The 21,058-nt window shown below is 72.7% G+C and carries 13 protein-coding genes; 4 read left to right on the top strand and 9 right to left on the bottom strand.

Annotated features, from left to right (window positions below; all coding sequences use genetic code 11):
- The first annotated feature begins 104 nt into the window (after nt 1–104).
- The gene (locus AC5L3X_RS28285) at nt 105–305 is read left to right on the top strand and encodes an EF-hand domain-containing protein (RefSeq protein ID WP_494860921.1); all 201 of its coding nucleotides are present in this window, start codon (nt 105–107) and stop codon (nt 303–305) included.
- A gap of 63 nt (nt 306–368) precedes the next feature.
- A complete protein-coding gene (locus AC5L3X_RS28280) occupies nt 369–1,556 on the top strand; it encodes a PucR-like N-terminal domain-containing protein (RefSeq protein WP_494860919.1) in 1,188 nt (395 codons plus the stop codon).
- A gap of 27 nt (nt 1,557–1,583) precedes the next feature.
- On the opposite strand, the gene ccrA is transcribed toward AC5L3X_RS28280, so the two are convergent.
- The 3 genes from ccrA to AC5L3X_RS28265 all read right to left on the bottom strand — a co-directional run bounded on the left by ccrA (nt 1,584) and on the right by AC5L3X_RS28265 (nt 9,756).
- Complete coding sequence (gene ccrA / locus AC5L3X_RS28275; RefSeq protein WP_494860917.1) at nt 1,584–2,876, bottom strand: crotonyl-CoA carboxylase/reductase; 1,293 nt, start codon at nt 2,874–2,876, stop codon at nt 1,584–1,586.
- Nucleotides 2,873–8,953 (bottom strand): SDR family oxidoreductase, encoded by a 6,081-nt coding sequence (locus tag AC5L3X_RS28270; protein ID WP_494860916.1) that lies wholly within the window; start codon nt 8,951–8,953, stop codon nt 2,873–2,875. The genes ccrA and AC5L3X_RS28270 overlap by 4 nt, the downstream gene beginning before the upstream one ends.
- Nucleotides 8,954–9,402: 449 nt before the next feature.
- Nucleotides 9,403–9,756, bottom strand: a complete 354-nt coding sequence (locus AC5L3X_RS28265) for a cupin domain-containing protein (RefSeq protein WP_494860914.1) — start codon at nt 9,754–9,756, stop codon at nt 9,403–9,405.
- A gap of 177 nt (nt 9,757–9,933) precedes the next feature.
- Here AC5L3X_RS28265 and AC5L3X_RS28260 point away from each other — a divergent pair, with 177 nt between their 5' ends.
- Complete coding sequence (locus AC5L3X_RS28260) at nt 9,934–11,016, top strand: alpha/beta hydrolase (protein ID WP_494860912.1); 1,083 nt, start codon at nt 9,934–9,936, stop codon at nt 11,014–11,016.
- Nucleotides 11,017–11,088: 72 nt separating this feature from the next.
- On the opposite strand, the gene AC5L3X_RS28255 is transcribed toward AC5L3X_RS28260, so the two are convergent.
- Nucleotides 11,089–11,490: a hypothetical protein gene (locus AC5L3X_RS28255; RefSeq protein WP_494860910.1), complete on the bottom strand. Its 402-nt coding sequence runs from the start codon at nt 11,488–11,490 to the stop codon at nt 11,089–11,091.
- Between the two features lie 241 nt (nt 11,491–11,731).
- Here AC5L3X_RS28255 and AC5L3X_RS28250 point away from each other — a divergent pair, with 241 nt between their 5' ends.
- Nucleotides 11,732–12,595 carry a CPBP family glutamic-type intramembrane protease gene (locus AC5L3X_RS28250; RefSeq protein ID WP_494860908.1) on the top strand — a complete coding sequence of 288 codons (864 nt, stop codon included), beginning with the start codon at nt 11,732–11,734 and terminating at the stop codon, nt 12,593–12,595.
- A 48-nt stretch (nt 12,596–12,643) separates the two neighbouring features.
- On the opposite strand, the gene AC5L3X_RS28245 is transcribed toward AC5L3X_RS28250, so the two are convergent.
- From AC5L3X_RS28245 to AC5L3X_RS28225, 5 genes are read right to left on the bottom strand one after another with little or no spacing between them, the layout of a single operon-like run.
- Nucleotides 12,644–13,936, bottom strand: a complete 1,293-nt coding sequence (locus AC5L3X_RS28245) for a hypothetical protein (RefSeq protein ID WP_494860907.1) — start codon at nt 13,934–13,936, stop codon at nt 12,644–12,646.
- A gap of 53 nt (nt 13,937–13,989) precedes the next feature.
- A complete protein-coding gene (locus tag AC5L3X_RS28240; RefSeq protein ID WP_494860906.1) occupies nt 13,990–15,207 on the bottom strand; it encodes a glycosyltransferase in 1,218 nt (405 codons plus the stop codon).
- A 43-nt stretch (nt 15,208–15,250) separates the two neighbouring features.
- The gene (locus tag AC5L3X_RS28235) at nt 15,251–16,618 is read right to left on the bottom strand and encodes an MFS transporter (protein WP_494860905.1); all 1,368 of its coding nucleotides are present in this window, start codon (nt 16,616–16,618) and stop codon (nt 15,251–15,253) included.
- Nucleotides 16,615–19,302 (bottom strand): MMPL family transporter, encoded by a 2,688-nt coding sequence (locus AC5L3X_RS28230; protein ID WP_494860903.1) that lies wholly within the window; start codon nt 19,300–19,302, stop codon nt 16,615–16,617. The genes AC5L3X_RS28235 and AC5L3X_RS28230 overlap by 4 nt, the downstream gene beginning before the upstream one ends.
- The gene (locus tag AC5L3X_RS28225; protein ID WP_494860902.1) at nt 19,295–20,989 is read right to left on the bottom strand and encodes a fatty acyl-AMP ligase; all 1,695 of its coding nucleotides are present in this window, start codon (nt 20,987–20,989) and stop codon (nt 19,295–19,297) included. The genes AC5L3X_RS28230 and AC5L3X_RS28225 overlap by 8 nt, the downstream gene beginning before the upstream one ends.
- Between the last annotated feature and the right edge of the window lie 69 nt (nt 20,990–21,058).

The raw sequence follows: 21,058 nt of genomic DNA, 5'->3' as shown, positions 1-21,058 counted from the left end.
ATTGGGGTTGGGGTGATATGAGGCGACAACTCGGGGCATTCAACAACCCACTTCGTCACCCGGCCACTAAGGTCTGACCGACACGGATCTCCCAGGAGGACCCCATGAGCGACTACACGATCACCTTCGACCTGATCGACGCCGACAAGGACGGCCGCATCTCGGCCGACGAGCTGGTCCGGCTGATGGAGGTCCTCGGGCAGCCGATCACGCTGGAGGCGGCGCAGGCCGGGGTGGAGAGGCTCGACCAGGACGGCGACGGGCTGATCGATGTGACGGAGTTCGGCGCCTTTCTCCAGAAGTGACAAAACAAGCACTTGCTATGCAAATCTTCTGTCGCCTAAGTCACAATGGCGGCAGGAGGGACGATGGCCAACAAGAGTGACACCAGCGACACCCGGACTACCGCGGAATTCGTGAAGACGCTCAGGGGCGGCATCGGCCGGGTCTCCGAAGAGGTGATCGAGGAGATCCAGGCCCGCATCCCCGAGTACGCCCGGCCATCCGACGAGATCTACATCAAGGTGGTCAGGCTCGCCGTCGAGCAGGCCGTCGTCGGCTTCCTCGACCACATCGAGAACCCCGAGGCGCCCTGGGACCCCGAGCCGTTCCGCGCGATCGGCCGGGGCGAGGCCGCCGAGGGGCGCAACATGGAGCCCCTGCAGACCGCGATGCGGCTCGGCGCCCGAGTGGGCTGGCGGCGGCTGACCGAGCTCGCCGAGCCGCTCGGGCTGTCGCCGCAGTCCCTGTATGACCTGGGCGAGGCCATCTTCGTCTACCTCGACCAGCTCGCGGACGCGGCAGCGGAGGGCTTCGACGAGGCCAGGGCGCACGCGGCGGGCGAAGTCGAGCGCCGCCGGGGCCGGCTGCTCGACCTGCTGCTCAGCCGCCCGCCCGCGAGCCCGGAGGCCATCGCCGACCTGGCCAAGGCGGCAGGCTGGCGGCTGCCGAAGACCGTCGCCTGCGTGGCCCTCGGCGACCAGCACGGCGCCTACCGCGCTCCGGTCCTGCCGCCCGACGTGCTGACCGGCCTCGACCGGCCCACCCCGTGCCTGCTGGTGCCCGACCCGAACGGCCCCGGCCAGGGTCAGCTGCTGGACACCGCGTTGCGCGGGCACCGGGCCGCCATCGGCCCCGCCGTGTCCCTGACCGCCGCCGCCGCCTCGCTGCGGTGGGCCGGCGAGGCGCTGGAGCTGTCACGGCGCGGCGTGCTGCCGCGCGGCCTGCTCCGCTGCGCCGACCACATGGCCACGCTGGTCGTGTTCAAGGACGAGGAGCTGGTCAACACCCTGGCCGAGGCTCGGCTGGCGCCGCTCGCGCACCTGCGGCCGGGCCAGCAGGACCGCCTGGCCGAGACGCTGCTGGCCTGGCTGCGTCACGGCAGGGGCGCGGGCGAGGTCGCGGCGCGCCTGCACGTGCACCCGCAGACCGTCCGCTACCGCCTGCGCCAGCTGGAGGAGCTCTACGGCGACCAGCTCGCCGACCCCGACATCCGCTTCGAGCTGGAGATCGTGCTGCGCGCCCGGCAGGCGCTGCTCACGAGCGAAAGAGCCTGAGCCGGTCCTCGCCCGCCCGGCCGGCGCTCACGAGCGAAAGAGCCTGAGCCGGTCCTCGCCGACCCGCTCGCGCAGCGCGTGGTCCTCGACGCCGAGGTCGGGCTCCGGCGCGAGCGCGAGCACGCCGACCTTGCCCACGTGCCGGTTGACCTGTACGGCCCGCGTCGCCTCGGCGACCCCGGTCAACGGGTAGACGGCCGAGAGCGTGGGATGGACCATGCCGAGCGAGATGAGCCGGTTGACCTCGTGGCATTCCTGGTAGTTCGCGCCGTGGGAGCCGATGACGCGCTTGAGCTTCATCCACAGGTGCCGGTTGTCGTACGTGTGCGCGTACCCGCTGGAGGAGCCGCAGGTCACCACGGACCCGCCGCGCCGGGCCACGTAGACCGACGCGCCGAACGTCTCCCTGCCGGTGTGCTCGAACACGATCGCCGGGTCCTCGCCCACGAGCCGCCTGACCTCGGCGCCGAGCCTGCGCCAGCCCTTCTCGTCGCTCAGGTCGTCGAACTGCGAGCGGTCGATGACGTGCGCGCACCCCATCCGGCCGAGCAGCTCGGCCTTCTCCGGCGAGCCGACGACGCCGACCGGGATGCCACCGCCGTTCCTGACGAGCTGCACGCCGTAGCCGCCGAGCCCGCCCGCCGCGCCCCACAGCAGCACCACGTCGCCCTGCTTCATCCGCGCGCCGCGCTCGCCCACCAGCATCCGGTAGGCGGTCGACGCGCACAGCAGGTTGCACGCCGCCTCCTCCCAGCTCAGATGCCTCGGCTTGGGCAGCAGCTGGGTCGCCTTGACCACCGCGAACTCGGCCAGCCCCCCGAAATTGGTCTCGAAGCCCCATGCGCGCAGGTCGGCCGCCAGCATCCCGTCGTGCTGGGCGATCGGGTCCTCTCCGTCGATGTACGCCGGGCTGGTCACCACCCGATCGCCGATCCGCCAGTGGCGTACGGCCGCGCCGACCCTGACCACGACCCCGGAGGCGTCGGAGCCGAGGACGTGCGTGGACAGGTCGTGCCGGGGGTCGGTGCGCCCGAACCGCTCCAGGAACGCGAACGTCGGGACCGGCTCGAACATCGCTGACCAGACCGTGTTGTAGTTGATCGCGCTGGCCATCACGGCCACCAGCACCTCGTCGGGCGCCAGCTCGGGCATCGGCACCTGGCCGACGTGCATCGACCTGCGGACGTCCTTGTCCTCGTCGCCGTCGAACATGCCGACCTCGTCCTTGCGGAGGTAGGCCGCGTTGTAGGTGGACGGCACCTCCAGGCGGGCCAGCTCGTCGGGCTCCGCACCCGCCACCACGGCCTGTGCCAGCGTCATAGCAATCCCTTCAAATGCTCGGCGATGACCTCTACGTACGGGGGATCGAGCAGGTTGAGGTGGTGCGATCCGGGGATCTCGACGATCTCCAGCCCACTGCTGCAGGCCGCGAAGCCCCTGGCCGGGTCGTCCTGGTGGGCGTATCGGGTGTCCTCCACCGCCCAGGGTGTGGGTTCGGTCGAGCGGTAGAGGACGACCCTGCCCTGGTACGGCCCCGGCCGGTAACGCTCGATGGCCCGGGTGTCCTCGTGGGAGGTGATCTGGTGGCGCAGGATGGCGGGGCTCAGCTGGTCGAGCACGCCCGACGCGGCGATCCGCGCCTCGACCAGGGCGAGCCGGCCGGGGTCGTCCAGGGCGCGCAGCTCGGCCGGCTCCAGCCGCACGTCCACGCCGTAGGTCTCACCCAGATAGCCCGAAAAATCGATATATCGCTGGGCGTCCAGCTCGCGCCGCGTCTGCTCGTCGACCCGGTCCGGCAGCCCCGAGTCGATCATCGCCACCAGCTCCACGCCGCCGAGCCGCCGCGCGATCTCGAACGCCAGGATCCCCCCGAACGACCACCCCCCGATCCGGTACGGCCCCGCGCAGGTCTCCCGGATGGCCTCGGCGTAGCGGTCCGCCCGCTCGGCCACGTCCAGCCGGCCCGCCCCGTCGAACCGTTCGAGCCCCAGCACCGGGACCCCCAGCCGGTCGGCCAGCAGGCTGTAGACGCCGGTCGTGCCACCCGCCGGATGCGCCAGGAACAGCGGCCTGCCCGGCTTCCCGGTCAGCCGCCGGATCAGGCCACGCCCGGCCTCACCCTCCTCGACCTCCCGAACCGCGTCCGCGATCTCCGCGGCGCTGACCCCGTCCGGGCCGGAGTCCGCGTCACCGCCCGGCGTGATCGGCCTGCCGAGCTCGTTGGCGAGCCGGTCAAGGGCCATGGCCAGCACCTGCGGTTCCACCGGCTCGGTGACCGACGGCTCGCGGCCGAGCAGGCCCGCCAGCACCCGGACGACCTGCCGCTCCGCCGCGTCCCTCGGCTCGACTCGTGCCGGCCGAGCGGCCGGCGATGTAGTCGGTGCCACGTCCGATGACGCTGCCGGTGGTGCGGCCGAGTTCTGAGCGCGACCGGCCGAGGTGTTCGCGGGCGGCTCCGGGCCGGGGGCCTTGGTCAGGTCGAGTGCCGTGGTCAGGTCGAGCTCGGCGGCCACCGCCGAGGCCAGGTCGCCCAGGGTGGCGCCGTTCAACAGGGGCGCCGCGGGGATCACGACGCCGAAGTCGTACTCGACGGTGCCGCGCAGCCGGGTCGCGGCGAGCGAGTCCAGCCCCAGTTCGGTCAGGACGGTGCCCGCACCGAGCAGGGCAGGCTCCACGCCGAGCACGGCGGCGGCCCGTTCGCGTACCTTGCCGGTGATGACGCGCACCGCCTCGTCCGGGGCGAGCTCCGCGAGCTCCGCGAGGTCGCCCGCGACCCGTGGGCCCACGTCGGCCAGGTCGGCGACCTCCGAGAAGTACGGCATGCGGGCGATGCCCGGGAACACCCTGGCCGCCATCGCGGCGTCCAGTCTGACCACGCCCGCCGACAGGTCCCGCTGGATCAGCGCCTCCAGCGCCTCCACGCCCTCGGCAGGAGTCAGCGGCTCGACGGCGGGCATCGCGGCGGCCCCCGCCCACGTCCCCCAGTTGATGGAGATGGCGGGCAACCCTCTGGACCTGCGCAGGGCGCAGAGCGCGTCCAGCCAGGCGTTGGCGGTGGCGTAGGCGGCCTGGCCGGGCGAGCCGAGCAGCGCGGCCGCCGAGGAGAAGGCGACCCACCAGTCCAGGTCCAGCTCCTCGGTGGCCTGGTGCAGCCGGAGCCCGCCGCGCGCCTTCGCCGCCCACACCCGGTCGAGACTGTCGCGATCGAGGTCGGCCGCCAGCCGGTCGTCGAGGACGCCCGCGGCGTGGATGACGCCGCGCAGCCGCGGCCCGCCCTCGGTGGCGGCGGCGACCAGCCGCTCGGCCGTGCCGGGCTCGGCGAGGTCGCCGACGACCACCCGCACCCCCTCCGGCACCTCGGCCCGCGCCGAACGTCCGTTGACCACGACCCGCGTCGCGCCGCGCTCGACCAGCCAGCGGGCGGCGATCAGCCCGAGCCGGCCGTACCCGCCAGTGACCAGGTACGCGCCCTCGCCGACGACCGGCACGGCCCGGGCGGGCGGCAGCGCCGTCCTCCGCAGCCGGGCCGCGTGGCGCACCCCCGCGCGCCAGGCCACCTCGTCGTCGGCCGAGTCGTGCGCCAACTCCCGGGGCAGCGCGCCGAGATCGTCCACGTCCAGCAGCGTCACCCGGCTTTCCGGATGCTCGAACGCCAGCACCCTCACCAGCCCGCGCAGCGCCACCCCACCCGGATCCCCTGGCTCCCCGGCGTCCACCGCCTGGGCCCGCTCGGTCACGATCGTGAGCCTGCCCCCTTGAACGGCGAGTCTCGCCACATCCAGGACGTACCGCTGCGTGGCCTCAGGATCGAGGCCCCTGGGCACCAGCACGATCCCGTGCCCGCCCTCCCGCGCCTCGAAGGACGCCTGAGGGCTCCGCGTCGCGGAGAGGTTCCGCCTGACGGAGAGGCCCGGCGTCTCAGGGAGGCCCGGCGTCTCAGGGAGGTCCAGCATCCTGCGGAGGCGGGGCGCTCGCGGATCGCCCTGCTCGGCGATCAGCCACGTGGCCGATGGCGCGGCCGTGCCGCCCTCCTGCGGCGCGGGGACCCACACGCGCTGGACCAGCTTGCTCTCCAGAGAGACGGGAACGGCCGCGGCCTCTCGCACCTCGACGCCCTCGAACTCCCCGGACGTCGTGACCCGCCCCACCCTCTCCAGCACCCCGGTGAGGCCGAAGATCCCGTACGGTCCGGTGCCCACGGGGATGAGACAGACGGTGCCGACGACGGTCCAGACGCCGGCCGCGTTCTTCGCCGTGAGCTCGATCCTGGTGCCCGTCAGCGTGACGGTGACGCGAGCGGGCAGCGGCAGCAGCGCGTGCAGGGTCACGTCGTGGAGTTCGGTCTCGCCGTGCACCTCTCGGGCGGCGGCGTGCGCGAGCCGGGCCACGGCGGCGAGGGGCAGCACGGGGTGGCCGTCGCGGTGCCAGTCCTGCGCGGGCAGCCGCCAGGGCGCGTCGGCGAGGTCGTCGAGCGTGGTCGTCCAGGCGTGCCCGGCGGCGGTCTCGACGTGCGCGCCGAGCAGCCGGTGACCGGAGGGGCGCCGGTGCGGGGCGACCCAGTGCCGGGTGTGCCGCCACGCCGGAGGCGGCACGTCCACGACGCGGCCCCGCGTCCTGGGGGTGACGACGGCGGCCACGGCGGCGAGTTGCGCGTGGAAGGCGTCGTCGTGGCCGCGTTCCAGCGAGTGCGTGACCAGGACGGACCCTCCGGACGTCGTGAGGGTGTCGTGCAGGGGCTGGGCCAGGACTGGGTGCGGGCTGATCTCGGTGAAGACGGTGAAACCGTCCTCCTGGGCGGCCCGGACAGCCTGCGTGAGACGGACCGGGCGGCGAACGCCGGCGGCCCAGTAGGCGGCCTCGAAGGCGGGCTGCTCGCGGGGGTCGTCGAAGACGGTGGAGTAGTACGGCAGACGCGCCTTACCGGGCGTGATGGCGGCGAGCTCGTCCCTGATCAGCGGGAGGAGGGGTTTGACCTGGGGCGAGTGTCCGGCCCCGGCGGTGGTGAGGGTCCGGGCGAACACCCCACGCTCGGTCAGCTCGGCCGTGTACGCCGCTACCCGCTCGGGATCGCCCGTGACCACGGTCTGCCTCGGTGAGGTGTGCACGGCCACGTGCAGGTCGCCGGGCACCTCGCAGGCGGGCACACCCACCACGGCCATCGCGCCGCCACCGCCCAGGGTGCCCAGGAGGCGGGCGCGGCGGCAGCTGACCCGTACCCCGTCGTGCGGATCCAGCGCGCCCGCGACCACGGCGGCGGCCACCTCGCCCATGGAGTGGCCGATCACGGCGGCGGGCTCGACGCCGTAGGCGCGCCATAGCCTGGCCAGGGCCACCTGGACGGCGAAGATCACCGGCTGGACGGTCGCCACGTCGACCGGGTCGGGGGCGTGGACGTCGATCCCGGCCTCGGCCATGAGCAGGGGTGCCAGCTCGTCGATCGCCTGCCGGTAGGGCGGCTCCCGGTCGTAGAGGCGACGGCCCATGGCCGGCCACTGCGAGCCGTACCCGCTGAACACCCACACCGGCCCCTTCGCCCCCGGCGGGACGGTGGTGGGGGTGACGTCCTGGAGCGCGCCGGCGAGCTCTTCCAGTGTCCCGGCCACCACGGCGGCGGCCGACCGGCCCCGGCCCGCCCTCCGGGCGAGCGTGTGGGCCACGTCGCCCAGGTCGGGCAGGTCCGGGCAGCGGCTCGCGAGCGTCCGGGCGTACTCTCGGACGCGGTCCGCGGTGGTGTCAGTGAGGACGAACACCCGTTTCGCGGGCCCGTCTCCCGGCGCGGCGTCCTCCGGCCCCTCCGGAGCGGTGTCGAGGACGACGTGGGCGTTGGTGCCGCCGAACCCGAAGGAGGACACCCCGGCGCGGGCCGGGTGACGCGGCCAGCGGGTCGGGGTGGTGACGACCTGGAGAGCGTCCCAGGGGATGTGCGGGTTGGGCTGCCGGAAGTGGAGGCTCGGCGGGATCACGCCGTGGTGCAGCGCGAGCACGGTCTTGATCAGCCCGGCGATCCCCGCGGCCGCCTCCAGATGGCCGAGATTGGTCTTGGCGGAGCCCAGGAGCACCGGGCCGGGTAAGGCGGCGGTGATGGCGCGGGCCTCGATGGGGTCGCCTAGGTAGGTGCCGGTGCCGTGCGCCTCGATGTAGTCGGGGCCGCGGTCCAGATCGGCGTAGACCTGGCGCAGCAGCGACTCCTGCGCCCGCGGGCTGGGGGCGACCAGGCCGTTGGAGCGGCCGTCCTGGTTGACGCCCGTCGCCTGGATCACGGCCAGCACCCGGTCGCCGTCGCGCCGGGCGTCCGTGAGGCGCTTCAGCACGACCACGCCGCACCCCTCGGCGCGCGCCATCCCGTCGGCCGAGGCGTCGAACGCCTTGCACCGCCCGTCCGGCGCCGTCCCTCCGCCCCGGTCGAAGGCCACCGTGACCAGCGGCGACAGCAGCAGGTTGACCCCGGCGGCGAGCGCCAGGTCGCACTCCCCCGACCGCAGGGCCCTGACCGCGAGGTGGGTGGCGACGAGCGAGGACGAGCAGGCGGTGTCCACCGCCATGGACGGTCCGCGCAGGTCGAGCAGGTAGGACAGCCGGTTCGCGGCGATGCTGAGGGCGGCGCCCGTCGCGGTCCAGGCGTCCACGCCGGACAGGTCGGCGCTGGTCAGGTAGGCGTACTCGGCGGCCGAGATGCCGACGAACGCGCCGGTGCGGCTGCCGGCCAGCGACCTGGGCGCGATGCCGCCGTGCTCCAGCGCCTCCCACGCGGTCTCCAGGAGCAGGCGCTGCTGCGGGTCCATCACCGCCGCCTCGCCTGGCGCGATGCCGAAGAATCCGGCGTCGAACCCGGCCACGTCGCCGAGGAACCCGCCGTGCCTGGTCGTCGCGGCCAGCACCTCCTCGGTACGCGCCGAGCCGTCGTCGAACGCCTCCCAGCGGCCCGCCGGCACCTCGCCGACCGCGTCGCGTCCGTCGAGCAGCAGCTCCCAGTACGCCTCGGGCCCGTGCGCTCCCGGCAACCGGCAGCCCACGCCCACCACGGCGACGGGCTCATCGCGTGGCGCCCGCTCGCCCCGGCCTCCGGCCCCGGCGGGAGAAGTTCGGCCGTCGGCTCCGGTCACCGGAGCCCAGCCGTCGGTACCCACCGCCAGAGCCCGGTTGCCGGTTTCGACCGCCACGGGCTCAGGGGCTGCGAGCGCGCGGGCCAGACCGGTGACCGTGGGGTGCTCCCACACCAGCGTCGGGGCCAGCTCACGCCCCAGCAGCTCGGCCAGCTCGCCCGCGATCGCCACCGCGTCCCGCGAGGACAGGCCGTACTCCTCCAGCGGCCGGTCCGGATCGACCTGCTCGGCGCAGCGGAGCCCGATCCGTTCCAGGAGGAAGTGGCGGATCTCGCCTTCGCCGAGTGCGTTCACGAGCGCTCCCTGAGGCTGGATGGTCGGCCAACATACCCAGACATTCCAGGCCGGGGGCAGGTCCGTACCGAACATTCCTCGGGAGCGATTTGTCACGCGGGTGATAACCCCGGCGCAGCGCGATCAGGGGCCGAACACTGGATCCCACATCTCTCGGCGACGTGGCCGATGCGGCAGGACCGTGCCGACACGCCCGGTCAACTCGCGGAACGTGTGCGGGACGCGGCCGGGCTCGTACCGCATGCGGAGATCGCGGTCACGACCGAGGGCCGGGTTCGACCACCACCCAGCCCACCTCCCGGCCGCGGCCCTAACGGCTCAGATCGGTGAGCGCTTCACGAATGACGTGGCGGCTGTCACGGGGTCATGGGAGTCCCGAGTGCGTGCCGTACGCGGGCAGCAGGGCATGTCGCGACCGGTTTCGACTCACACACTTCTACCCCTGACTCCTACGCCCTGGCGTACTCCGCGGCCCCGCCCGCGAAGTCGTACACGATGGCCTGCTCGTCACCCACGACCCAGGCGTCGTGTCCTGGCGGGCAGACGAAGGCCTCTCCTGGTCCCACCTCTGCCTCGGTGCCGTCGTCCATCAGGAATCGGAGCCTGCCCTGGGCGACGAACCCGTTGTGGTGAACCTCGCACGACTCGGTGCCCACGATCGGTCGCACGGACTCCGACCAGCGCCACCCTGGCTCGAACGTGCCCACGCCGAAGGTGAGGCCCGTCAGGTAGCACACGTCGAGGTGCCCCATCGGGAAGTCGCGGCGCTCGTCCGGCTTGTCGATGCTCTTCACTTCGATCATGACGTCCCCCTTCGTCACCGCCAGTCTCCCTCGCGGGTCGCCCGTGGTTAACCCGGGATTTGTCCGGCAAGGCGCAAGCTCTCGCGCTGTTTCGTTGCTTCAGGTCATAGCTCGGCATGGCCGTGACCTCTAGGGTCACCTGAGCCCTGGCATTTCCCATGCGAACCGGGAGCCCTCATGCGATCGCGCCCCCTCTCGGCCCTGCTGGCCCTGGCCACGGCGCTCCTCGTCGGCGCGAGCGCCACTCCGGCCGTCGCCGATCCCACGCCGCCGAAGAGCTACGCGCCCGGCCAGAAGGCGCTGCCGGGCGGCGCCCGGGTCGTGAGCGAGCGCCGGCTGAGCCCGCGCATGCTCGACCTGCTCATCTCGTCGCCGTCGACCGGCAAGCTGACACCGGTCCGGCTGCTCCTGCCCGAAGGCTGGTCGAAGACCGCCAAGCGCACCTGGCCGGTGCTCTACCTGCTGCACGGCGGCGCCGACGACTACACGTCGTGGACCAGGATGACGGACGTGGCGGCCTACACCGCGAAGCTGGACGCGATCGTGGTCATGCCCGAGGCGGGGCGGGCCGGCAACTACTCCGACTGGCACAACGGCGGCCGGGGCGGCCCTCCGGCGTGGGCGACGTTCCACACCGACGAGGTGCGACGGCTGCTGGAGCTCGGCTACCGGGCCGGCACCCGGCGGGCGATCGCGGGCCTGTCGATGGGCGCGTACGGCGCGATCAAGTACGCCGCCCGCTACCCGGGGATGTTCCGCTTCGCCGGCGCCTACAGCGGCATCCTGGCCACCGAGCTGCCCGGCATCCCGGCCGTCATCATGAACGCCCAGGCCAGCGAGAAGCAGGACCCGCTGGCGCTCTGGGGTGACCCGTTGCGCGACCGCAAGGTGTGGGCCGCCAACGACCCGCTGGTGCTGGCGCCCAACCTGAAGGGCGTGCGGATCTACCTGTCCAGCGGCACCAACAGCTTCAACGGCCCGCTGGACCCGCCGGGCTCCCCCTGGCATCCGGCCCACCTGGGCGAGCCTCTGTCCGCCTACACGGCCAAGGCGCTCAGCAAGCGCCTGAAGAAGCTCGGCATCCCGCACACGCTGCACCTGTACGGGAACGGCACGCACACCTGGCCGTACTGGACCCGCGAGTTCAAGAGCTCCTACCCGATGATCCTGTCGGCCCTCGGCCTGCGGGGCGGCGGCACCGTCCCGACCCCGGCGCCGACGGAGACGTCCGGCGGCGACTGGCGGCTGGATCCGGGCTGACGAGGCCACGGGACGCCATCGCTGTGGCGTCGTCCGGCGCTCCATCGCCCGCGTGGGCCCGGTTGAACGATGTCAGGTCGTCGACGCCCCGCTGAGCGCGACGACGAGACTGGCCGCCGCGAGCAGGAACGCGGCGGAGGTTCCGACGTACCGCTCCGGCTTGCTTCGGGACACCGCGTTGGGGATGACGCTGAGCGCGGCGAACCCGAACACCGCCCAGGTGCCGGTGACCGCCACGGGGTCTGCCAGCACGTCGATCCAGCCGGCACGGTCCAGGACCACGACTGCGAACGCGACATAGAGCACCAGCGCGACACCGCTGCCGACCCGCAGCGGTCCCGGGAGGACCCGGTGCTGCCCGCCCCACGCAAGGCTCCCCCATGGCGCGCCGCACACGAGCGCCAGTTGCAGGACCGACAGCAGGACGAGGACGACGACGAAGACGACCACCAGGACAGGCACCAGTTCGTTCATGGGATCGTCCTCCAAGGACCGAGACACATCGCTGGATGGACACGATATGTCGCGTTGCATCCTCAGGTCAAGATATATCGTGTCCGCTCGTGGTGGCCTGGCCGCGTGCGGGCGCGGGCGCGGATTCACGCCGAAAAGCCTGTGACGGGCGGACCGCCCGCGCCGAGGGGAGAGGGCCCGGCCATTCATCCATCACAATCGCCTTTTCGGCGAATGGCGGTCGGGTGCTATTGTCGCGATCATGAAAATGGCGAAAAGCTCGGCACGCAGATCACTACTTGAATTCTATGCGCTGGTGTTCGCGCTGTCGATCCCGTTCTGGATCTTCGGGGCCGTCGCTCCCGACCTCTCCGGATATCTGCCCATGAATCTGCCCGTGAGCTCGCTGATGTTTCTCTGCCCGCTCGTCGCGGCCCTCATTCTCACGTATCGAGAAAAGGGCCGTTCGGGCGTGTGGGAGTTATTACGCAGGACTTTCGACGCCAGCAGAGTGAAGCGTGGGCGCTGGTATGTGCCGCTCGTTCTCCTGATGCCCGTCGTTCTACTGCTGGAGTACGGCCTCATGGTGTGGGCCGGCCGCCCGCTCCCGTCGCCGGAGATCGCGTTCGCCGCCATCCCTGTGCTGTTCGTCGTGTTCTTCGTGGCCGCCGCGGGTGAGGAACTGGGCTGGATGGGCTACGCGGCCGAACGAGAGCTCAGCCGGTGGAGCGCCTGGAAGGCGAGCATCACCATGGGCTCGATCTGGGCCGTTTGGCATGTGATCCCGTTCTTCCAGACAGGCCACGGCGCCACCTGGGTGCTGTGGCAGTGCGTGGTCACCGTCCTTTTACGGGTCCTCATTTTCTGGTTCTACGGCAACATGGGCAAGAGCATTCTCGGCGCGATCGTCTTCCACGACATGGTCAACCTCGGCGTAACACTTTTCCCGGCAGACGGTTCCCATTACGACCCGTTCGTGACGAGTCTGCTCCTGGCCATTGTGGTGGCGGGAGTCGTGTTCGGGTGGGGTCCGAAGACACTGGCACGGCACAGGGGCTCGCCAGAAAAGACGGTGAACGGTTCCCGAAAACCGCATGACCATGTGTCGAAGCGGTTTCACGAGTAGGCGGTCATCGCCCACCCGTGAATGGCTCCTTGGGGCGGACGCCGCGGGTCAGGCGCCGGCGTGCACGTACACCTGGCCGAAGACCTCGGCGAGGTTCTTCATGTCCGTGGCCGGGTCGACCTCGGGGTTGGCCGGGTCGTACACGGTGGCCAGGCGCGGGCGGACCGAGGTCAGCTTCTTCAGCTGGTCCCAGGTGGCGTTGGTCGCCCACTTCTCGCCGAAGGTCCTGCTGACCTGGCCCCGCTCGTCCTTCCAGCGGCTCCAGAGGGTCACCGTCTCGGCGGCGTCGGTCTGCAGCGGGACCACGATCCGGTCGTTGATCGCCTGGGTGGCCTGCTCGGTGGTGAGCTTCGAGGCGCCGGTCGCCGCGAAGCCGGCGTCCTCGGAGGCGATCTGGCCGTAGGCGTCCCAGGCGCGGGCCCGGACCTGGATCCACTGGTTGCGCTGCGCCGTGGGCGCGTCGATCTTCCAGGTGGCGTACTCGGTGGCCAGCAGTCCGCTGTCCAGGGCGAGCTGGTCGATCTGTCCCTTGGACAGCCAGGCGCCGACCCGGTCGGGGGCCGACAGCGGGTGCTTCTTGGTCATCTCGGCCTTACAGGCCTCGTCGGCGCCGCAGCCGAGCACCGGCACGACCGTGTGGACGGCCAGCTTCTTGCCCGGGGCGAGCTTGCGCAACGCGGTGGAGGTCTCGGCGACGAAGGTGTCGATCTCGTCGGCGGTCTTGAACGTCTGGTCGAACCCGAGCTGCGTGGTGAACCTGATGCCCGCGACCCCCGGCTGCACGGCCAGCGCGGCCAGCTTCCTGACGGCCGCGTCGAGCTTGCCGTCCTTCCAGGCGCCGGTCAGCTCGGCGTTGATCCAGATCCGCAGGTTCTCCTTGGCGGCGGCCTGGACGGCCTGCCCCGCGGCGGTCTTCTCGGCCTGCGCGATCTCGGCCTGCGACAACCCGGCCGGGTTCACGTAGCAGGTCTCGCCCGCCTTGCACTCGGGTGTGCCACCGTCCTCCGCACCCTCGACGTCGGGGTCGCCGGCGTCGCGCGGCTGGCCGTCGCCGTCGCCGTCCTCGCCGGTGGGGCAGATGTTGCCCGGCTCGGCGCAGTCGATCAGGATCGGGTCGAGCGGTCCGGCCTCCTGCAGGTGCTCGCCGTCGTTGTCGAGCCAGAACCTCCCGATGTCCGCCGCCTCTTCGGGGGTGGCCATCCAGCGGCAGACGACGTACGCCGGGGTGTCGGCGGCCATCAGGTCGTTACAGTTCTTCGGATCGTCCTGCGCCCACGCTGGGACACCGATGCCGAGCAGTGAGAGGGCGAGCCCGATGACGAAGATCTGCCGCAGTCGCATGGCGCGTTACTCCAGGGGGTGATCGGCGGACATATCGCACACTATCGGGATGATCAATAACGTTCAATGTGATCCACCGCGTTCTCCACCCCATCCTCCACTCGAAGTAGCCGCCCAAGTTGAGCCGCTTTCTCGCGATATTTCGGTACGTATCGCAGCCGCGTGGCCAGAGCCTCCGCCGTCAACTCCCCGATCGGCAACGGCGGCGGCCCCACGTCCAGGGCGGCCACCCGCCGCCCCCAGAACGGCTGGTCGGAGAAGAACGGGCAGATCAGGCCGGGCACCCCGGCCGTCAGCACCGTCCCGGTCGTCCCCGCGCCACCGTGGTGCACGACGCCGGCCAGCCGGGGGAACAACCGCGCGTGGTCCACCTCGCCGACCGGCAGCACCTCGTCCGACACGGCCACGGGCAGCCCCTGCACGATTCCGCGCAGCCCGGCCAGCCGCAGCCCGCCCACGACCCGCTCCGCCACCCGCTCGGGCTCGGCCGGCGCCATGCTGCCGAAGCCCACGTACACGGGGGGCGGACCGGCCCGCAGAAACCCCTCCAGCCCGTCGGAGTCAGGGAGCGGCGGCCGCTCGGGAAGCCGCCAGTAGCCGGTGAGGTGCGCGTACTCCGGCCAGTCCCGGGGCCGGGGCACCACCAGCGGGCTGACCCCGCACAGCACCGGCACCCGGTCGCGCCGGTCGGCCGCGAACGGACTCCCCCGCAACGGCCTCAGCCCCAGGCTCCGGGCCCGCAGCCGGTTGACCATGTGCGCCAGCGCCAGCCAGCCGAGCCGTTCCACCACCGCGTAGCTGAGCCGGTTGCCCATCCCACCCAGCGTGCGCAGCGGGACGAGCGGGTTCGGGAACTCGCCGGTCGGCTCGCTCGGCTGGAACTGCAGAATCGCGTACGGCATGCCGTACCTGTCGCGCAGGTGCCTGCCGAACGCGCCCAGCGCGGGCGCGAGCACCAGGTCGGCGCCCGCGCAGGCCTCGTCCACCTCGGCGACGAGCCGCTCGGCCAGCGGCTCCACCACGGTCCTGAACCCGCGCACGAACGCGAGCGGTCCGCCGCGCAGCCAGGCCTGCCCCTCGGGGCTCTCCACGATGGCCACCGGGTCCACCCCGAGCGGCGCGAACACCGTCGCCGCCCCCTCCGCCAGCGGACCGTACCGCCGCGCGGCCACGAGCGTCACCCGATGCCCCCGCGCCAGCAACCCGCCGGCCAGCGCCACGCACGGCTGCGTGTCCCCCCGTGACCCGAACGCCAGCACCGCCACCCTCACGACGACACCGAGCCGCCCGGGACCCACGCGCGCATCTGGTTCGTCACGGCAGCGTCACCAGACTGATCACGGCCCCGGCCAGCACCAGCCCGGCCGCCACGGCCAGCCCGAGCGAGTAGCCCAGCGCGAAACCGCCGGCCCCCTGCACGATCACCCCGATGACCGCGATGCCGAACAGCCCGGAGATCTCCCGGCTGACCGAGAAGATCCCGCCCGCCACCCCGGCCCGCGCCTCCGGCACCGCCCCGAGCACGGCCGACCCGAGCGGCATGGTCAGCGCCGACCCCACGCCGATCGCGCAGACGGCGGGCAGCAACCGCGCCCACCCGTCGCCCGGCTCCAGGAACGCCGCCGCCACCATCCCGGCGGCCACCAGCACCAGGCCGAGCGCCACCGTACGCCCGGTCCCCAGCCGCCGTTCGACCATCGGCGCGAGCGGCGTCACCGCCACCACCAGCAGCGCCAGCGGCACGAACGCGAGCCCGGAGGCCACGGGGGTGAACCCGAGCACTCGCTGCAGGAAGAGGGCGGTGTAGAAGAACACGCCGTTCACCCCGAGCCCCCAGAGCACCTGGGCCAGCACACCCCCGGTGAAGGCCCTGACCCGGAACAGCTCCGGCTCCACCATCGGCGCCGCCACCCGCCGCTCCACGGCCAGGAACACCGTCCCGCCGGCCAGGCAGGCGGCCAGCGCCGACAGCACGGCAGCCGACGTCCAGCCGTGCTCGCCCGCGTGGATCAGCGCGAACGTCCCGGCGGACAGGCACACCACGGACGCCACCGAACCGGCCACGTCCACCGGGATCCGCCGCTCGGCGACCGTCTCCGGCACCGCCACGACGGCCAGCGCGATGACGGCCACGCCCACCGGCACGTTGATGAGGAAGATCCAGCTCCAGTGGAGGTGCTGGCTGAGGTATCCGCCCACGACCGGCCCCAGCGCCAGCGCGCCCGCTCCGGACGCCATCCACACGGCCACTCCCAGCGACCGCTCCCGCTCGTCCCGGCCGGCGAGCACGGCCAGGGTCGCGGGCAGGATCAGCGCCGCCCCCGCCCCCTGGGCGAGCCGCGCCGCCACCAGCAGCTCGATCGACGAGGCCAGCCCGGCGACCAGCGAGGCGGCGGTGAACGCGCCGAGCCCGGCCACGAGCATCCGGCGCCGGCCGTACACGTCGGCCAGCCGGCCGCCGGCCAGCATGAACCCGGCGAACGTGAGGATGTACCCGGTGGCCACCCACTCCAGCGCGGCCAGCCGGGCGCCGAGGTCCCGCTGGATGCTCGGCAGCGCGACGGTCACCACGGTGTTGTCCAGCGTCGTCACGAACCCGGCCAGTCCGACGACGGTCAGCAGCAGGCCCGTCCGCCCTGCCGTCCGGCCGCCCGGCCGCGCGGGCGCGGATGCCACGGTCACGAGTCCACCTCCACCCAGCGCCATCCCGGCCCTTCGGGGTCGGGCCTCACCACCTTCGTCCGCCCTCCGGTCACCTTCACCCACCTCAGGTGGTCCGGCGCGCGGTCCGACTCCTCCTCGCCACCGCCGTACGGGTGTCTCCGCGCGGACGAGCGCACCACCAAGGAGGACCCGGGCTCCTGAGGGACGGGCGGCAGCGCCACGGACGGCCCGGACTCGCGCAGGGCGGGGAGCGGGGCGAGGTCGTGCTCGGCGGTCACCGGGACGGGGTCGGTGTCGACTCCGAAGACGGCCACCGTCCCGCTCACGGGCACCACGGGCGGCGCGTCCTCGGCCTCGGCCCAGTACCAGCCGGGCCCGTCGGTTCTGGGCTTGATCACCCTGCTCGGCCGCCCGCCGCCGCCTGCCGCCGCCCCCGGCTCGGGGACGGGTTCCGGCGCGGGTTCCGGCGCGGGTTCCGGCGCGGGTTCCGGCGCGGGTTCTCGGGCGGGTTCTCGGGCGGGTTCCGGGGCGGGGGCGTGGAGGGAAAAGCGGAGGCGGCGCAGCGGCCGTGGCAGCCACCAGTTGGCCGATCCCAGAAGCCGCATGGTGGCGGGCACGAGCAGGGCGCGCACCAGCGTGGCGTCGACCACGATGGCCACGAACATCCCGACCCCGAGCAGCTTCACCACGGTGATGCCGGCCGTGGAGAAGGCCCCGATCACGACGAGCAGCAGCAGCGCCGCGCTGGTGATGACACCGCCGGTCTGCTGCAGCCCCGCCGCCGCGGCCGCCGTGTTGTCGCCGGTACGCAGCCACTCGGCCCGCACCCGCGACAGCAGGAACAGCTCGTAGTCCATCGACAGCCCGAACACCACCGCCAGGATCAGCACCGTGACCGTGGCCTCGATGGTGCCCGTGGAGGTGAAGCCGAGGACGGAGGCGAGGTGACCGTCCTGGAAGGCCCAGACGATCACGCCGAAGGAGGCGCCGATGGAGAGCACGTTCATCAGCAGTGCCTTGACGGGCAGCACGATCGAGCCGAACGCGGCGAACAGCAGCAGCCCGGTGGCCAGGCCCACCACCAGGGCCATCCGGGGCAGTGTGTCGACCAGGCTGTCCATCAGGTCCATCTGCGCCGCCGTCGAGCCGCCCACGACGACCTGCCGGACGTTCGGCTCGGGGGCCATGGACCTGATCAGGGTGACGAGGTCGCGCGCCTCGGCGGACATCGGGTCGTAGGAGTAGCGGACGGCCAGCCGTACCGCGCCGTTGTCCTGGGAGAGGCCGGCCACGTCGACTCCCGTCACCCCGTCGAGGCGGTTGAGCCGGTCGGTGAGGGGCTTGACGTCGGCGGGGGTGACCGGGGTGACGGCGCTGATCGGGGTGTGGCCCTGGCCGAGGGGCCCGGGGACGGCGGGCCGTTCGGTGAAGGCGCGTTCGACGAGCACGTGGACGTCGATGGGGGCCATGGAGTTGCGGGCGAAGTCGCGGTCGATGGTCTCGGCGACCTGGCGGCTCTCGGCTGTGGCGGGCAGCACCCGGTGGTCGACGTTGCCGAACTTCACGTGCAGGAACGGCACCGCCAGGGCGAGCAGCACGGCGGTGACGGCGACGAGGTAGAGCAGCGGGCGTCTCATCACGCTGGAGGCGACCGCGTGCCAGGCCCCGCCCCGGCTGCTGGAGCCGCCGAAGTCGGGCGTGATCCTGAGGGCGTTCACGCGGGTGCCGAGAACGCCGAGCAGGGCGGGCAGCACGACGAGCGCCGCCACCATGGCTACCAGCACGACGGCCGCCGCGCCGAGCCCGATCGAGCGCAGGAACATCTGCGGGAACAGCAGCAGCCCGAGCAGCGACGTCGCCACGGTCAGGCCGGAGAAGGCCACGGTGCGGCCGGCGGTCGCCATGGTGCGCACCACGGCCTGCTCGGTGGTGGCGCCCCGGCGGATCTCCTCGCGGAAGGCGTTCAGCACGAAGAGCGAGTAGTCGATGGCCAGCCCGAGCCCCAGCATGGTGACCACGTTCAGGGAGAAGACCGAGACCTCGGTCACCTCGGTGAGCAGCCGCAGCAGCACGAGCGCGCCGAGCACCGCCAGCGCGCCGACGACCAGCGGCAGCCCGGCGGCCACCAGGCTGCCGAAGACGACCACGAGCAGCACGAGCAGCACCGGCATGGAGATCGTCTCGGCGCGCACCAGGTCGGCCGCGGTCTGGTCGTTGAGCTCCTTGAGCAGCGGCACCGAGCCGCCGACCCGGACGACGAGGTTCCGCACGGCGAGCCGGTCCTTGATGGCGGCGTAGGCGGCCTGCCGGTCGCCCTTGAGGGTGATCAGCGCGTAGGTGGCGTGCTCGTCGGCGGACCTGAGCTCCTTGGCGCCGGTCGTCCAGTAGGTGGCCAGCCGGCGGACGTGCTCGGCCGGCAACGCGCGCAGCGAGTCATGGACGGCCTTCTTGAACCTCGGGTCGCCCACCTTGACCTTCGGGTGCCGGTAGAGGACGACGACGTCGGGGGCGTTGCCGCCGTACCAGTCGTCGTTCCAGGTGGCCGCGGTGGTCGACTCGGCGGCGGGGTCCTCGAACCCGCCGTCGGACATCCGCCCGAACAGCTCCAGCCCGAAGGGCGCGACCAGGACGGCCGCCACCAGGCTCAGCACCAGGAGCGTCCACCTGCCGCGATAGACCAGCCGGCCGGCCGTCTCAAACAAGGGCGCCCTCCAGGTACGCCCGCAGGCACGCGCGCCGCGCGGTCTTCCCGCTGGACGTGCGGGGCACGGCGCCCGCCTCGGTGAGCACGAAGTCGTGGACCGACAGGTCGTGGTGGGCCCGGACCGCCGCCCGCACCCGGCGCGCCACCTCGGCCGGGTCCGCGTCCGCGCCCCGGCGTGACCGCTCGGCCACCACCACGAGCCGCTCGGTCTCCTCTCCCGGCACGGCGAACGCCGCCACGTGGTCGCGGCGCACGGCCTCGTGCGCCTGCTGCACGGTGACCTCGATGTCCTGCGGGTAGTGGTTGCGCCCGTCGACGACGACCAGGTCCTTGATGCGCCCGGTGATGTACAGCCGGCCGTCGTGCCGGACGCCCAGGTCGCCGGTCCTGAGCCAGGTGCCGTCCGCGCCGTCCAGCACGGCCCCGAACACCTCGGCCGTGCGCGCGGCGTCCCGCCAGTAGCCGCGCGCCACGTTCGGCCCCTGCACCCAGAGCTCGCCGACGTGCCCGTCCGGCAGCGCCCGCCCGTCCTCGCCGACGACCCGCACCCGTTGCCCGGTCGGCCGCCCGCAGGAGACGAGCGCGCTGCGCGCCCCCTCCCCGCCGTACGGGACGGCCCGCCCCTCGCCGAGGGCGTCGCGGTCGAACTCGGTCACGAGGTACGGCTCGTCATGGCCCGCCGCGGCCACGAAGACGGTCGCCTCCGCCAGCCCGTACGCCGGGGTCTGGGCCTCGGGACGCAGGCCGCAGCCGGCGAAGGCGGCCTGGAACGCCTCCATCGTGGCCGGCCGCACCGGCTCGGCGCCGTTCAGCATGACGCGCACGCCGCGTAGGTCCAGGCCGGCCTTGTCCTGCTCGCTCACCCGGGCGGCGGTGTACTCGAAGGCGAAGTTGGGTCCTCCGGTGAAGACGTCGTCGAACTCGCTCAGCAGCCGCAGCCACCGCACCGGGTGCATGACGAACGCCACCGGGTCCATGAACGCGACCTGGTTGCCGCCCATGATCGGCATCGCGACCGTGGCGATGAGCCCCATGTCGTGGAAGAGCGGCAGCCAGAGCACCGCGACGGAGGTGCGGGGCGTGGCCCGGAACGCCTCCCAGAGCTGGGCGGCGTTGGCGGTGACGTTCGCGTGTGTGATCTCCACTCCGGCGGGCGACCGGGTGGAGCCGGAGGTGTACTGCAGGTAGGCCACGTCCTCGGGCTCCGGCAGCGGCTCGTCCCACTCGTCGGCCAGCAGGTCGGAGACCGTGTCCACGGTGAGCACCCGTTTCGGGGCGGGCGCCGTCTGCAGGAAGGCGGTGACGCCGGGCAGCGCCTCGGAGGTGGTGAGCACGACCACGGGAGCGGCGTCCGCGTAGGCCGCGGTCAGCCGGTCGGCGTGCCCCGGCAGGTCGGGCACGAACAGCGGCACCGCCACGACTCCGGCGTACATCGCCCCGAGCATGGCCACCACGTAGTCGAGGCCCTGCGGCGCCAGCACGGCCACCCGCTCGCCGGGCCCGGCGAGCTCGCGCAGCCGTACGGCCAGCGCCCGGGCCTTGAGGTCGGCCCCGCTCCAGGTGAGGGTGTGCCGTGCCCCGCCCTTCGAGTGATCGGCTCTCAGGTGGTCGACGAAGGTGTAGGCGGGCGCGTCGGGCGTCTCCCGCGCCCACCGCGCCACGCGGGCGATCAGTGTGTCAGGCATGCCGCGTTCCCCTCGCCGTCGGACAGGGACCTAGCAAATTACGGGAGATGGGGCCACGATTCTTGCCAT

Source organism: Nonomuraea sp. CX421 (genome assembly GCF_059358955.1).
Note: the sequence above shows the minus strand (reverse complement) of the source record. Positions and strands in the feature narration are given on the sequence as shown.